Source organism: Paenarthrobacter sp. C1, from assembly GCF_049315185.1.
Classification (GTDB): domain Bacteria; phylum Actinomycetota; class Actinomycetes; order Actinomycetales; family Micrococcaceae; genus Arthrobacter; species Arthrobacter nicotinovorans.
This window is the reverse complement of the sequence record NZ_CP186052.1, coordinates 3,243,943-3,258,526: the sequence shown is the minus strand read 5'-3', so window position 1 is coordinate 3,258,526 and position 14,584 is coordinate 3,243,943. Positions and strand designations below refer to the sequence as shown.

Annotated in this window: 13 protein-coding genes; 11 read left to right on the top strand and 2 right to left on the bottom strand. The window is 65.0% G+C overall.

Annotated features, from left to right (window positions below):
* Positions 1–49 precede the first annotated feature (49 nt).
* Positions 50–784 carry a TetR/AcrR family transcriptional regulator gene (locus ACNAOU_RS15185; protein ID WP_218670569.1) on the bottom strand — a complete coding sequence of 245 codons (735 nt, stop codon included), beginning with the start codon at positions 782–784 and terminating at the stop codon, positions 50–52.
* A gap of 6 nt (positions 785–790) precedes the next feature.
* On the opposite strand from ACNAOU_RS15185, the gene moeB reads away from it, so the two are divergent.
* Positions 791–1,993 carry a molybdopterin-synthase adenylyltransferase MoeB gene (gene moeB / locus ACNAOU_RS15180; RefSeq protein ID WP_110503886.1) on the top strand — a complete coding sequence of 401 codons (1,203 nt, stop codon included), beginning with the start codon at positions 791–793 and terminating at the stop codon, positions 1,991–1,993.
* Between the two features lie 38 nt (positions 1,994–2,031).
* Positions 2,032–3,021 (top strand): SDR family NAD(P)-dependent oxidoreductase, encoded by a 990-nt coding sequence (locus tag ACNAOU_RS15175; RefSeq protein WP_422757172.1) that lies wholly within the window; start codon positions 2,032–2,034, stop codon positions 3,019–3,021.
* Positions 3,022–3,033: 12 nt separating this feature from the next.
* On the opposite strand, the gene ACNAOU_RS15170 is transcribed toward ACNAOU_RS15175, so the two are convergent.
* Entirely contained in the window at positions 3,034–4,356 is a 1,323-nt protein-coding gene (locus tag ACNAOU_RS15170; protein ID WP_422757171.1) for a glutamyl-tRNA reductase, read from the bottom strand.
* A 157-nt stretch (positions 4,357–4,513) separates the two neighbouring features.
* Between ACNAOU_RS15170 and hemE the strand changes: the two genes are divergently transcribed.
* The 9 genes from hemE to hemL all read left to right on the top strand — a co-directional run bounded on the left by hemE (position 4,514) and on the right by hemL (position 14,475).
* Positions 4,514–5,629 (top strand): uroporphyrinogen decarboxylase, encoded by a 1,116-nt coding sequence (gene hemE, locus ACNAOU_RS15165; RefSeq protein ID WP_018776511.1) that lies wholly within the window; start codon positions 4,514–4,516, stop codon positions 5,627–5,629.
* A gap of 5 nt (positions 5,630–5,634) precedes the next feature.
* Positions 5,635–7,122 carry a protoporphyrinogen oxidase gene (gene hemG / locus ACNAOU_RS15160; protein WP_413306221.1) on the top strand — a complete coding sequence of 496 codons (1,488 nt, stop codon included), beginning with the start codon at positions 5,635–5,637 and terminating at the stop codon, positions 7,120–7,122.
* A gap of 72 nt (positions 7,123–7,194) precedes the next feature.
* Positions 7,195–7,896 carry a hydrogen peroxide-dependent heme synthase gene (hemQ, locus tag ACNAOU_RS15155; RefSeq protein ID WP_018776509.1) on the top strand — a complete coding sequence of 234 codons (702 nt, stop codon included), beginning with the start codon at positions 7,195–7,197 and terminating at the stop codon, positions 7,894–7,896.
* Entirely contained in the window at positions 7,893–9,116 is a 1,224-nt protein-coding gene (locus ACNAOU_RS15150; RefSeq protein ID WP_110503889.1) for a ferrochelatase, read from the top strand. Before hemQ ends, ACNAOU_RS15150 begins: the two co-directional genes overlap by 4 nt.
* Complete coding sequence (hemC, locus tag ACNAOU_RS15145; protein WP_422757170.1) at positions 9,113–10,111, top strand: hydroxymethylbilane synthase; 999 nt, start codon at positions 9,113–9,115, stop codon at positions 10,109–10,111. The genes ACNAOU_RS15150 and hemC overlap by 4 nt, the downstream gene beginning before the upstream one ends.
* A 76-nt stretch (positions 10,112–10,187) precedes the next feature.
* Positions 10,188–11,051: a uroporphyrinogen-III synthase gene (locus tag ACNAOU_RS15140; protein WP_422757169.1), complete on the top strand. Its 864-nt coding sequence runs from the start codon at positions 10,188–10,190 to the stop codon at positions 11,049–11,051.
* Entirely contained in the window at positions 11,048–12,028 is a 981-nt protein-coding gene (gene hemB, locus ACNAOU_RS15135) for a porphobilinogen synthase (protein ID WP_018776505.1), read from the top strand. Before ACNAOU_RS15140 ends, hemB begins: the two co-directional genes overlap by 4 nt.
* Positions 12,028–13,104, top strand: coding sequence for an LLM class flavin-dependent oxidoreductase (locus ACNAOU_RS15130; protein ID WP_422757168.1), 1,077 nt, complete (start codon positions 12,028–12,030; stop codon positions 13,102–13,104). The genes hemB and ACNAOU_RS15130 overlap by 1 nt, the downstream gene beginning before the upstream one ends.
* Before the next feature lie 57 nt (positions 13,105–13,161).
* Positions 13,162–14,475: a glutamate-1-semialdehyde 2,1-aminomutase gene (gene hemL / locus ACNAOU_RS15125; RefSeq protein ID WP_018776503.1), complete on the top strand. Its 1,314-nt coding sequence runs from the start codon at positions 13,162–13,164 to the stop codon at positions 14,473–14,475.
* Positions 14,476–14,584: the final 109 nt, after the last annotated feature.

Here is a 14,584-nt window from a genome sequence, read left to right as displayed (position 1 = left end):
GCAAGGCCTCCAAGCCAATCAAGTGTTAAGTCAGTCCTCTATTTGTAGCCTAGGACTCTTTGGGGAATCGACTGATTCCGCGCCAAGCTAAACGATAGATCAGATCGCTGGCGACATCGAGGTCCAGGTTTCCGTCCGTTTCAAGCCAATAACGGGCGCTGACCTGGGCCATTCCTGCCAGGCCGCGACCCAGGAGCTGGGCTTCGAGGGGCGGGAGTTTGGTGTCCTCGGCAATGACATGGGCGACGGCGTCGGCGAACGTCTTGTTGAACGTCTCCAGACGGGAGCTGACATCGGGATCGTTGATGAGGTCGGACTCAAACACAAGGCGGTGCGCTTGGTCGTCGTCCGCGATGAACCTGTAATAGGCGCGCATGACGGCCTTGACGCGCTCCTTGTTGTCCGTGGTGGAGTTCAGTGCACCGAGCATCAAATCCGTCAGGGTTGCCAGATGGCTGTCCAGGAGCGCCATGTACAGCTCGCGTTTGGACGGGAAGTGCTGGTAGAGCACCGGCTTGCTGACGTGCGCAGTTTCTGCGATCTCGTCCATTGCCGCGCCGTGGAAGCCGTTGGAGACGAAGACTTCCAAGGCGGCGTTCAGCAGCTGTGCCCGGCGTTCGTCACGCGGCAACCTTGGTGAACGAGGTGAACCGGTCCGTTCCTGCTTTGCGGGTGCCCCATCGTTTGCCCGTGTGCCGTCAGCCACAGTCTGCCGCCTTTCCTTTGCAGTTATGACCACTCTACCGGTGGGTAATATGACCGGGCGGCATCGGCAGGCATACATTGGGGTATGGCCTCAATTGTTGCTGCCCACTCCGCTGCGCCCACCGTCCTGCCGCCCCTTGTCGAACCGGCCGCCGAGCTCTCGCCGGCCGAGGTTGAGCGGTACTCACGGCATCTCATCATTCCCGAAATCGGAGCCGTGGGCCAACGCAGGCTCAAGAATGCGAAGGTTCTTGTCATTGGCGCAGGAGGCCTTGGCTCGCCCGCCCTGCTTTACCTGGCCGCCGCCGGCGTGGGAACGCTGGGGATCGTCGACGACGACGACGTCGACCTCAGCAACCTCCAGCGCCAGGTCATCCACGGAGTCAAGGATGTAGGCACCCCCAAGATCGAATCAGCCCGCCGTGCAATCGCGGAGCTGAACCCCCTGGTCAACGTGGTCCTTCACAACATCCGCCTGGACTCCTCCAACGCATTGGAACTCTTCGCGCAGTACGACCTCATCCTTGACGGCGCGGACAACTTCGCAACCCGGTACCTGGTCAATGACGCTGCTGCGATCCTTGGCAAGCCCTACGTGTGGGGTTCCATCTTCCGTTTCGATGGCCAGGTCAGCGTTTTCTGGGCCCAGCACGGACCCAGCTACAGGGATCTTTACCCCGAGGCGCCTCCGGCAGGCTCCGTGCCGTCCTGCGGCGAGGGCGGCGTGTTCGGCATGCTGTGCGCGGCGGTCGGCTCGCTCATGGTGACAGAAGCCGTGAAGCTGATTACCGGCGTCGGACGTTCCTTGCTTGGCAGGGTGGCGCTGTTCGACGCCCTTGGCGGCAGCTGGCGCGAGATCAAGGTGTCCAAGGACCCGGAAGCCGAGCCAATCACGGAACTGACCGACTATGAGGCATTCTGTGGTGTGACACCCGCTGCCGCCACGGACCAGGACCACACCGTGACCGCGACCGAACTTGCCCGGATGCTGGCCGAGCGCGAAGCGGGGGAGCGGGACTTTGAGCTCGTCGACGTCCGCGAATCCGGAGAGCACAGCATTGTGAGCATCGACGGTTCGGTGCTCATTCCGCAGGGCCGGATCCTGTCCGGCGAGGCGTGGGTGGAACTTCCGCAGGACAAGGACATCGTGTTCCACTGCAAGGCGGGCACGCGCTCGGCAACGGTGCTGGAAGCCGCACAGAAGGCCGGCTACAGCCGTGTCAAGCACCTCGACGGCGGAATTCTCGCCTGGGTGCGGCAGGTGGAGCCCGCCAAGCCCGTCTACTGACCATTGCCCGTATCCCGGCTTCTCTGGGAAGCTCAAGCATGAGCGAAGAACGTACACAAACAGAACAGCGGCCCCTCGGCTCCGGGTTTGGACACGGAACCACGGCCATGGAGGTCATCGACGGGATCAACCTGCGCGGCAAGTCCGCCATCGTCACGGGTGGCTATTCCGGGCTTGGGCTGGAGACTGTGCGTGCCTTGGTCGCGGCAGGGGCAGAGGTGACAGTACCCGCCAGGCGCCTGGAGCACGCCCGTTCTGTACTGGCGGACGCTGGCCTGTCCGCGGACGTCCAGGTGGAGCACATGGACCTTGCCGACCAGGACAGCGTCAAGGACTTCGCCGCGCGATACCTGGCTGACCACGAAAAGCTGGACATCCTGATTAACAACGCTGCCATCATGGCCAGCCCGGAACAACGGGTCGGGCCGGGATGGGAAGCCCAGTTCGCGACGAACCACCTGGGGCACTACACGCTGGTGAATCTGTTGTGGCCGGCGTTGGTGGCCTCAGGCGATGCGCGCGTCGTGTCGTTGTCGTCCACAGGCCACAAGCTCTCACCCGTCCGGTTCGACGACTTCAACTTCAGCACTTCCTATGACAAGTGGCAGGCCTACGGCCAGGCCAAGACTGCCAACTCCCTCTTGGCGGTGGAACTCGACCACCTCGGCCGAGGCTCTGGCGTGCGGGCCTTCGCGGTCCACCCCGGTGGCATCATGACCGAGTTGCAGCGGCACCTGCCTAAGGAAGAAATGGTGGCAGCGGGCTGGATGGATGCAGAAGGCAACGTCCGCGAAGGATTCAAGACCCCTGAACAAGGTGCGGCGACGTCCGTGTGGGCTGCCACCTCGAAGGCCCTCAACGGCAAGGGTGGCGTCTACTGCGAAGACTGCGATATAGCCAAACCCACTGACAAGGAGTCTCCCTTGGCCCGCTACCAGGGAGTGGACGCCCACGCCGTCGACAACGCGGACGCAAAGAAGCTTTGGGCGTTGTCGGCAGAGCTGACGGGGATAAACGCTTTCGCGTAGGCCGGGTGTGGCTCAGGCGCTTTCAGAACGTAGCTGGTCGTGGTCCACGGGGCATTCCGTGGCCGCGGCCGCTGCCTGCGGTTGCTCCACGTGGATGCCGTACAGGGCCTCAAGGGCTGCGACGTAATCGTCTTGCTGGCCGTTGGCCGCGAGCTCGCGGGCTCGGACCGTGGGGATGTGGAGGAGCTGCTTGACCATGCGCCGAAGGGCGAACTCCACCTCCTCGGCGGCAGCGGTGCAGCCGTGCCGGGCGCGTACCTTCTCCATCTCGGCGTCCAGGACGTTCATGGTGTGGCGGCGCAACGCGACAATGGCTGTGTCGACGGAACGGGCTTCGCGTTCGGACTCGAAGGAGGCGGCAGCGCCTGTGACGATTGCGCTGGCCTGGGACAGCGACTCCGCCTGCTCCTGTGGAGCGGCGAGCCGAACCGACTCAAGGGTCAGCAATTCGACGCCTTCCAGTTCACCAACTGCGGGATCGAAATCGTGGGTGAGGGCAAGGTCGATGGCAATCAACGGCTTGCCCGAGTTGGCACGGACACGTTCAAGGTCCGCGGCTTCGACCCGGTTGTCAGAGCCACTGCAGCCGATCATGACGTCGGCGGCGGCCACAGCAGCGGGGAGCGTGTCGGCGTCGAGCGCGTTGCCGCCGCGGGTGGCGACGAAAGCTTCGGCGCGGCCGGAAGAAGAATAGACGGAGATGTCCGTGCAGCCGCGTTCCCGCAGGAGGGACATGGTGGCACCGGCATAGGCGCCCGTTCCGAACACCACGACTTTCTTGGTGGACCAGTCGTCATTCTCGGCAAGGTCCGTCGCGAGGTCCAAGGCCACGGAGACGATGGACAGGCCGCGAGAGCCGAGGGCGGTCTGTGCGCCAACGTCCTTGGCTGTCTTGGATGCAGCCTGGAAGAGCCGAACAAGCCCGGAGCTCGCTGTCCCTTCCTGCTGGGCTGTGATGAGTGCCCGGCGTACTTGGCCGGCGATTTCACGCTCACCCACCACGGCAGAGTCCAACCCGGCGCTTACAGCGAAGAGGTGGCGGGTGACCTCGGGACCTGTGTGGGTAGCGAAGGAGCGCGAGACGAGTTGTTCGTTGAGTCCGCTGAGCTCGCTGATCTGGGAAACGAGGGCGGAACGGGCTGCTTCGAGGTCAGCCCCGTTGGCCGTTTCGCCGTAAACCTCATAGCGGTTGCAGGTGGCGAGTACCACCGCTCCGGACACCACGGGGGAATCAGTCAGGGCTGCCGAGGCAAGCCCAGAGGAACCGTTGCTCAACTGAGCGACGGTTTCGAGGTCGATGTCGGCGTGTGTAGCCACCAATGAGAAAAGAACCACAGCACCCCAATCATAGCTTTTTCGTAGCCCGGTAGAACAATATGGCGCCGTGGGGATCCCCACGGAGGCCAGTGATCCGCGACACAACTGCCTTCTCCGGGCTGACGTGACAGTTTGTCGTTATCTTTTGTCCCGGATTTTCGGCACAATCAAAGGCATGACTTCTAGCACGGCAGCATCCAAGAGTACGGCCTCCAACTCCCCGGCGGGTAGCCTCGACGCCAACCACCCGCTGAAGGACGGCCGGACCTCGGACTCACCGTTGATCACGGCCTACCGTGGCGGCAAGCCCTCACGCAGGCCGGTGTGGTTCATGCGCCAGGCGGGCCGTTCGCTGCCCGAATACCTCAAGGTCCGCGAGGGCGTTGCAATGCTTGATTCGTGCTTGAGGCCGGAGCTGGCATCCGAAATCACGCTTCAGCCCGTTCGTCGCCACGACGTCGATGCCGCCATTTTCTTCTCGGACATCGTCATCCCCTTGAAGCTGGCAGGGGTCGGCGTGGACATCGTTCCGGGCGTTGGTCCGGTCCTGGACAAGCCGGTGCGAACCGCGGAGGATGTCGCTGCTCTTCCCAAGCTGACGTGGGAAGCCCTGGAGCCCATCCGCGAAGCCGTCCGCCTTACCGTTGCCGAGCTCGGCACGACGCCGCTCATCGGATTTGCCGGCGCCCCGTTCACGCTTGCCGCCTACATGGTTGAGGGCAAGCCTTCCCGCGACCACCTGGGCCCGCGGACCATGATGCACGCCGACCCTGAGACCTGGACCGCGCTGGCCAACTGGGCTGCCGACGCGTCCGGACTGTTCCTCCAGGCACAGCTCGAAGCGGGTGCTTCCGCAGGCCAGCTCTTCGACTCCTGGGCCGGTTCCTTGGGCCTGGCCGACTACACCAAGTACGTTGCGCCGGCTTCGACCCGTGCGCTGGACCACGTCCGCGGGCTTGGTGCGCCGTTGATCCACTTCGGAACCGGAACCTCCGAGCTCCTGGTCGCCATGCGCGATGTCGGCGTGGATGTTGTCGGCGTCGATTACCGGCTGCCCCTGGATGAAGCCAACCGGCGCCTGGGCGGGACGGTTCCATTGCAGGGCAACATCGATCCCGCGCTGCTTTCGGCACCCTGGGAAGTGCTGGAGGCGCACGTCCGGGAAGTCATCGCTGCCGGCGCCGGCGCCCCTGGGCACGTGCTCAACCTTGGCCATGGAGTACCGCCGGAAACCGATCCCACCGTGCTTACCCGCGTTGTGGAGCTCATCCACTCGATCCCCGCCAAGTAGGGCACGTGCGCGGCGGACACTCAACGCCCAAACAACTCCCGCCGGAAGCCAGGGCAGTGGTGGTGGGCGGCGGAATCTCGGGGCTCCTCGCAGCGCGGGAACTGGCCATAGCCGGCACTTCCGTCACCGTGCTGGAAGCGACCGGAGCGTGGGGAGGCTGCGTCGGGGGCCACGTAGTCGCCGGTCTGCACCTGGACAGCGGAGCGGAGTCCTTCGCCACGCGGTCTCCGGCGGTGGCCGACCTCGCGCGTGAACTCGGCCTGGCGGAACAGATCGTGGCTCCCCACCCGGGAGGGGCCTGGGTACAGCTGCCTGACGGTCCGCAGGAACTGCCCAAAACAGGTGTGCTGGGAATTCCCGCGAATCCGTGGGACCCGGAAGTCCGGCGTTCACTGGGATTCGTGGGAGCAGTGCGAGCTTCCCTTGACCGTTGGCTGCCGGCATCGGTGGGGACATCCTCCGAGGTCACCAGCGTCGCTTCGCTGGTCGCCGCCCGGATGGGCAAAAAAGTACTTGACCGGCTTGTCTCGCCCGTGGTGGGCGGTGTCCATTCGGCCGATCCTGCTCTCCTGGACGTTGATATGGTCGCGCCGGGACTTCGGGCGGGTCTGCGCAAACACGGTTCGCTTGCCGCAGCGGTAGCCGCGCAGCGGAAATCCGGCATCGCGAAAACCGGCAGCGGCCGGTCCGGTAGCGGTCCGGCGAAGGCGGGCTCCGCCGTCGCCGGCCTTATAGGTGGCATGAACACCCTGGTGACCGCGCTGGTAGCCGACCTCCGGGAACGGGATGTGGACCTGGTGCTCGACAAGCGCGCCGAGGACGTGATGAAAACCCGCGCCGGCTGGCGGGTCACCGCCGGAGGTTCGACGTACGACGCCGATCGCCTGGTCGTTGCGCTGGACGGTCCGGCCGCCGTTGGGCTTCTGGAGAAGTCCTTGCCTGAGTTGGCCGCCTTGCGTCCCGCTCCCGGACCGCTGGTGAGCCTGGTGACCCTGGTTGTGGATCTGCCGGAGCTGGATAGTCGTCCGCGCGGGACCGGCATCCTCGTGGCGCCGCAAACCCCCGGGATCAAGGCCAAAGCGCTGACCCACGCCACGGCAAAGTGGGATTGGCTGGCCGAAGAAGCAGGGCCGGGCACGCATGTCCTGCGTCTTTCCTATGGCCGGCGCGAGGAAGCCGGCGGGGGAGCGGACCTTGTTCTGGATGACGAATCCCTCCTGGCTGCATCCTTGGCGGACGCCTCGGCCCTGCTGACGGTGCCGGTGACCAGTGCAGACGTCGTTGATTGGGATGTCGTGCGGTGGGCTGGGGCGTTGCCTTTTGCCGCCGTCGGTCATAAACAGCGCGTAGCCCAGGTCCGGGAGGCTTGTGCCGCAGCCGACGGCCTGGTGGTCGTCGGCGGTTGGTTGGCCGGGAATGGCCTGGCTGCGGTGGTGGCGGACACGCGGCGCCAGCTCGCCCAAGGAAGCGCGGAAGAACCTTCGTTTCCGTGATTTGCGTCACTTCTACGGCTTGTAGAACTCATCCGTTTCGACTTAGCGGCTGGCACGGGGCAAACTTGAACCATGAGCCACACTTCTGTCGAATCTGTCACTAAAACTGCTGAAACCGAAGAGCAGTTCTTTACGCTCTGGACTGTATTCAAACGCTCGGCCGACGTCCTGCGCAGCGGCGATGCTGCCCAGGAATTTGAAGCCCTGGTCGAAAAACTTGCCGCCGACGGCGTAGTCCTGCGCGGCAGCTACGACGTCTCGGCCATGCGCTCGGACGCCGACATCATGGTGTGGCTCCATGGAGCCAAGCCGGAGGACCTGCAGGCCGCCGTCCGCTCCATCCGCCGCAGCAAACTCTTCGCCGGAACCGAGATCGTCTGGTCCGCCATGGGCGTGCACCGCGAAGCCGAATTCTCCAAGAGCCACGTCCCCGCTTACGCCCGCGGGGTTGAGCCCAGCACCTGGCTCTGTGTCTACCCGTTCGTCCGTTCCTACGAGTGGTACATCCTGCCCGCCGAAGAACGTGGCGCCATGCTGCGGGAGCACGGCATGCTGGGCCGGGAATTCCCCCAGGTCATCTCCAACACGGTCTCCTCCTTCGCGCTGGGTGACTGGGAGTGGATACTCGGCCTCGAAGCACCTGAACTCGTAGACCTCGTGGACCTCATGCGCCACCTCCGCGCAACTGACGCCCGCAACCACGTCCGCGAAGAAATTCCGTTCTACACCGGCCGCCGCGTCACCGCAGCGGAGATTGCAGAGGTCCTGGCATGAGCACGCCCGTTATCTCCACCGACCTGAACGAAGTGACCGAACGTGGTCGCCAGGAACCCCGAAACTACGATGCCGTATTGCTCGCATCCTTTGGTGGTCCCGAAGGCCAGGAAGATGTCATTCCCTTCCTGCGCAACGTGACCCGGGGACGCGGAATCCCCGACGAGCGGCTCGAAGAGGTTTCCCACCACTACCGCGCTTTCGGTGGCATCAGCCCCATCAACCAGCAGAACCGTGAGCTGAAAGCCGCCATCGAGGCTGAACTGGCCAACCGCGGTATCGAACTGCCGGTCCTGTGGGGGAACCGCAACTGGGACCCGTACATCGCGCCGGTCCTGCAGGACGCCTACGACGCCGGTCATCGCCGTATCCTGATGCTCACCACCAGCATCTACTCCTGCTACTCCAGCTGCCGCCAGTACCGTGAAGACATCGGCATTGCGCTGACGGAGACAGGTTTGGACGGCAAGCTCCAGGTGGACAAGATCCGCCAGTACTTCGACCACCCTGGCGTGGTCCAGCCCTTCCTTGAGGGGACTGCCGCCGGCTTGGAAGAGATCCGGGGAAAGCTCGCCGCTGCCGGGGAAGCCGACCCGGACTCGAAGATCCGCGTCCTTTTCGCCACGCACTCCATCCCCACGCGTGACGCCGAGGCCGCCGGCCGCTCCGAGGACGAGCCCCGCGAATTCGCCGAAGGCTCCGCATACGCCGCCCAGCACCTGGCCAACGCCAAAGCCATCATGGATGTCGTGGCACCCAACGTCGCCTGGGATCTTGTGTACCAGTCACGCTCCGGTGCACCGCACATTCCGTGGTTGGAGCCGGACATCAACGACCACCTTGAGGAGATTGCGCCCCAGGGCGTCCGCGGTGTAGTCATTGTTCCCCTCGGTTTCGTGAGCGACCACATGGAAGTTGCCTGGGACCTGGACACCGAAGCACTGGAAACCTGCAAGAACCTGGACATTGCGGCAACCCGTGTTCCCACACCGGGCACGCACGCCGCCTTCGTTTCGGGACTCGTGGACCTCATCTGCGAACGGACCGTGGACAACAACATCGCAGACCGTCCGCATGTCACGGACCTGGGCCCTTGGTACGACGTGTGCCGGCCTAACTGCTGCGAGAATTTCCGCGGGGCCAAGCCCGTCATTTCCGAAGCCGGAACCACGATCGGAACCCGCCACGACCCCTATCCAGCGTCGGAGGCAGCCAAGTGACCGTGCGCATCGGCACCAGGGCGAGCAAGCTGGCCCTGACGCAGACGCAGCAAACCGCCGACAGACTGGCTGCGGTTGGCGGCTTCCCGGTGGAGCTCGTGCACATCAGGACCGAGGGCGACGTCAAGACCGGGTCCCTGTCCCAAATGGGTGGCACCGGCGTCTTTGTTGCCGCGCTGCGTGATGCTTTGCTGGCCAACAGCTGCGATGTTGCCGTCCATTCCTTGAAGGACCTGCCCACTGGCGCTGCAGTAGGCCTGACCATCGCCGCCACGCCGCAACGCGTGGACGTCCGGGATGTCCTGTGTGCCCGCGATGGCATGACGCTCGCTCAATTGCCTGGAGGCGCCAGAGTAGGCACCGGGTCTCCCCGCCGCGCAGCGCAACTCCGGGCCGCCCGCCCGGATATTGAGGTGCTGGATATCCGCGGCAACGTTGATACCCGCCTGGGCCGCGTGCCGGGACTTCCCGGAAATCCGACGGATGAGGTTGTCCCCGGCAAAACGTGCGACCTCGATGCCGTCGTGCTGGCGGCCGCCGGCCTGGAACGCATCGACCGGCTGGACTCGGTGAGCGAGTTCTTCGAGACGGACGTGATGCTGCCTGCACCCGGACAGGGCGCACTGGCCATCGAATGCCGCACGGACGACGCCCCCCGGCAGGCTGGCAACACCGAGGGTTCCAACGGCGTGCTCGCACAGGCCCTGGCGGCATTGAACGACGACGACACCCGTCTTGCCGTGACAGCGGAACGTGCCGTGTTGGCCCGCCTCGAGGCCGGCTGCGCAGCTCCTGTTGGCGCCTATGCCTTCCGAAAAGGCAGCATGCTGCACCTGGAGGCCGTGGTATGCGCCGTTGACGGCACCAAGACGGTCCGCGAGAAGAAGGCTACCGACGGCTTGACCGAAGTGGGAGCTACGTTGCTGGGCATTGAAGTTGCTGAGCTTCTCCTGGCTGCGGGTGCCGCGGAGATCGCGGATCTTGCAGCGTCCTGAGTCAGCAAACCCCTGGCCCGAAATCCCGGACCCGGTAAACCCGGGCCCGGGAAAACCAGGCCCGGGAAAACCAGCAGTGCTGGCCGGTCGGCGCATCCTGATCACCAGGAGCGCGGACCGGGCCCAGCCGCTGGCGGACGCCCTGGGCGACCGTGGCGCGGAGCCGCTGGTGCTGCCGTTGATCGATTTCGAACAGGCACGTGACCAATCCGAACTCGACACCGGTCTGGACAGGCTTTCTGCCGGTGGCTTCGACTGGCTGGTCATCAGCAGCATCACCACGGTGCGGGTCTTGCTGGAAAAGGCAGCCGGGCGCGGCTTGGCCATCGCAGAGCTGCTGCCCGCCGGGACCAAAGTGGCCACCATTGGCCACTCATCCCGCCAGGTTTTGGAGTCCGTAGGGCTCGTCGTTGACTTGGCGCCGACTGACGTCCAGTCCGCCGAGGGGCTGTTGCAGGTGTGGGAACCAGCGTCGTCGCGGGTTTTCCTCCCACAGGCCGACATCGCAGCGACAAGGCTGAGGGAGGGTCTGGCCGCGAAAGGAGCGGACGTCACCGCAGTTGTTGCCTACCACACGGTGGACTATCCGGCCCGCGAAGAAGTGCGCGTGACCGCGGAGGTTCCTGCCGCCGTCGTGAATTCAGACGCCGTGCACTCCACCCGAGTCATTGCGGCCGTCCTGGAACCCGCCGATGCCCGAAAGGCGATCGACGCCGGGACCGTGGACGCGGTTGTTGCTGCCTCGCCCAGTGCCGCACGGCGGATCGCCGCCTTGTTTCCGTCCTTGGGTACGTGCCGTTTCATCGCGATCGGACGCCCGACGGCGGCAGAAGCCTCGCGGCTCCACCTCACCGTGGCTGCTACAGCCAAAGAACCAACCCCGGACGGCATCGTGGCCGCCCTCGAATCTGTTTTCGCCAACGAAGGGAACCCGCAATGAGCTTTCCGAACCATCGTCCCCGCCGCTTGCGCACCACTGCCGCGATGCGCCGGCTCACAGCAGAAAACAGGTTGGCTCCGGCCGACTTGATCCTTCCGGCGTTCATTCGTGAAGGCCTCACGGAACCGAGCCCCATCAGCTCCATGCCCGGCGTCGTCCAGCACACCACCGATTCGTTGAAGCGCGCAGCCGCCGAAGCTGTGGAACTGGGCGTGGGCGGCATCATGCTGTTCGGCGTACCTGCGGTCCGCGATGCCCGGGGCACAGCCTCCCTCGATCCCGACGGCGTCCTGAACAAAGCCATCCGCGACGTCAAAGCCGAAGTCGGCGATGACCTGGTGATCATGGGCGATGTCTGCCTGGACGAATTCACCGATCACGGCCACTGCGGCGTGCTGGATGCCGAAGGCTACGTGGACAACGACGCCACCTTGGAGATCTACGGCCGGATGGCCGTAGCCCAGGCAGAAGCAGGTGCGCACGTGCTGGGCCCGTCGGGCATGATGGACGGCCAAATCGCCGTCATCCGCCAGGCTCTGGAGGAATCAGGCAACAAGAACACAGCGGTGCTGGCTTACGCCGCCAAATACGCGTCCGCGTTCTACGGCCCGTTCCGTGAGGCTGTCGATTCCCAGCTCAAAGGCGACCGCCGGACCTACCAGATGGATGCCGCCAACCGCCGGGAGGCCATCCTGGAAGTGGAGCTGGACCTCGAAGAAGGCGCGGACATGGTCATGGTCAAGCCGGCCATGAGCTACCTGGACATCCTGGCTGACGTGGCTGCCATGAGCCCCGTGCCGGTCTCGGCCTACCAAATCTCGGGCGAGTACGCCATGATCGAAGCGGCTGCGGCCAACGGCTGGATCGACAGGCGCGGCGCCATTACCGAATCCGTGCTCGGGATCAAGCGTGCCGGAGCCGACACCGTCCTAACTTATTGGGCCTCCGAACTGGCAGGCTGGCTGAAGGAGTCCTGATGACATCCGTTTCCTCCGATCCCACGGCCCCGGTTGCGGCGGACCAGATACTGCTCGGCGTCAACACCTTCGGCGATGCGGGACTCGACGCCGAGGGGAACCCCAAGGAGCACGCCCAAGTCCTGCGCGAACTGCTGGAGGAAGCAAAGCTGGCTGACGCCGTCGGAATCCATGCCTTTGGCGTGGGAGAACACCACCGCCGCGATTTCGCGGTGTCCGCGCCCGAGGTCTTCCTGGCCGCGGCAGCGGCGGTGACCTCACGCATCCGGCTGGGCTCCGCCGTGACCGTGCTCAGTTCGGATGACCCCATCCGCGTCTTCCAACGATTCGCCACTGTTGACGCGCTGTCCAACGGACGAGCCGAAGTGATGCTGGGGCGGGGCTCGTTCATAGAGTCCTTCCCGTTGTTCGGACTGGACCTGGCTGACTACGAGGTCCTTTTCGAAGAGAAGCTGGAACTCTTCGACAAAGTGCGGGCACAGAAGCCCGTGCACTGGGAAGGGCGCACCAGGCCGAACGTCAACGGGCTGCAGGTGTACCCCAAGCTGCAGCACCACCTGCTGCCGGCCTGGATCGGCGTAGGCGGAACCCCCGAATCAGTGTTGCGCTGCGCCGAATACGGTTACCCCATCATCTTCGCGATCATCGGGGGAGAACCGCGCCGCTTTGCGCCCTTGGTCAACCTCTACCGCGAAGCCATGGCCAAGTACGGGCACCCCATGCGCCAGATCGCGACGCACTCACCGGGATTCATCGCCGATACCGACGAGGCCGCCCGCGAGGAGCTCTTTCCGCACTGGCTCGAACAGCGCAACCGGATCGGAGCCGAGCGTGGTTGGGGTCCGGGAAACCGTGGCGAATTTGATGCCATGTGCGGCCCTGACGGTGCGCTCTACGTTGGCTCGCCGGAAACCGTGGCGCAGAAAATCGCCCTGCTCAAGCGGAACCTGGGCGTGGATCGCTTTGACCTGAAGTACAGCAACGGGACGTTGCCCCACCAATCCATGATGCGCTGCATCGAGCTCTACGGCACCGAGGTGGCTCCGCGGGTTGCCGAGCTGCTGGCTTCGGCCTGAGCCATCTCCACCTCCGGGCGGCACGACCCGCCTGGAATCACTGAAAGAATAGGAACCATGACGTCAAACACCCCTGTGTCCGATCAGCTCTTCGACCGAGCACGGTCCCTGATGCCCGGCGGCGTGAACTCGCCGGTGCGCGCCTTCGGCTCCGTGGGGGGAAACCCGAAGTTCATGGTGTCCGCCAAGGGTGCCTACCTGACCGATGCCGACGGGCAGGAGTACGTTGACCTGGTATGTTCGTGGGGCCCTGCACTGCTGGGCCACGCCCACCCGGCCGTGCTCGACGCCGTCCACGCCGCCGTGGATAGGGGACTGTCCTTCGGTGCGTCCACCCCGGACGAAGCCAACCTGGCCGAAATCGTCAAGGAGCGCGTCTCCGCCGTCGAGCGCCTGCGCATGGTGTCCACGGGCACCGAGGCGACCATGACCGCAGTGCGCCTTGCCCGCGGCTTTACCGGCCGCAACCTGATCATCAAGTTTGCCGGTTGCTACCACGGCCACCTGGACGGTCTGCTGGCAGCGGCAGGCTCCGGCGTCGCAACTTTGGCATTGCCGGGGTCCGCCGGGGTCACCGAGGCTACCGCGGCGGAGACTTTGGTGCTGCCGTACAACGACCTCGACGCCGTCGAGGCCGCGTTCGCTGCGCACGGCAGGAACATCGCTGCCGTCATCACCGAAGCGGCGCCCGCCAATATGGGTGTTGTCACCCCCGGCGAGGGCTTCAACGCCGGGCTGTCCCGCATCACCAAGGAACACGGTGCCCTGCTCATCCTCGACGAGGTCCTCACGGGATTCCGCACCGGCTACGCCGGCTACTGGGGACTGACAGGCCGCCAGGAAGGTTGGGCCCCGGACCTGCTCACCTTCGGCAAGGTCATCGGCGGTGGAATGCCGACGGCGGCACTCGGCGGCCGTGCCGACGTCATGGACTACCTCGCTCCCGTGGGCCCGGTGTACCAGGCCGGCACCTTGTCCGGAAACCCTGTGGCCATGGCAGCGGGCGTCGCGACCCTGAGCCATGCAACTCCCGAGGTCTACGCCTACGTGGATGCCCGATCACTGGAACTCTCAGCCGCACTGTCCTCCGCGCTGGACGCTGAAGGGGTGGACCACTCCATTCAAAGGGCAGGCAACTTGTTCTCCGTTGCTTTCGGTACCTCGGCCCACGGTGTGCACAACTACGACGACGCCCAGGGACAGGAGAGCTTCCGCTACGCGCCGTTCTTCCACTCCATGCTGGACTCGGGCGTGTACCTGCCGCCGTCGGTTTTTGAGGCCTGGTTCCTGTCCGCGGCCCATGACGATGCCGCGATGAACCGCATCATCGAAGCCCTCCCTGCCGCTGCGAAGGCGGCTGCCTCGGCCTAGTCCGTCCCATGCCCCGGGCAGTTGCGACCGGCATTTACGGTCTGCAATTGCCCGGGGCATTGCCGTGCCCGCTCAGGGTAGGCTCGTAAGTGGAAACCCAACCCCAACG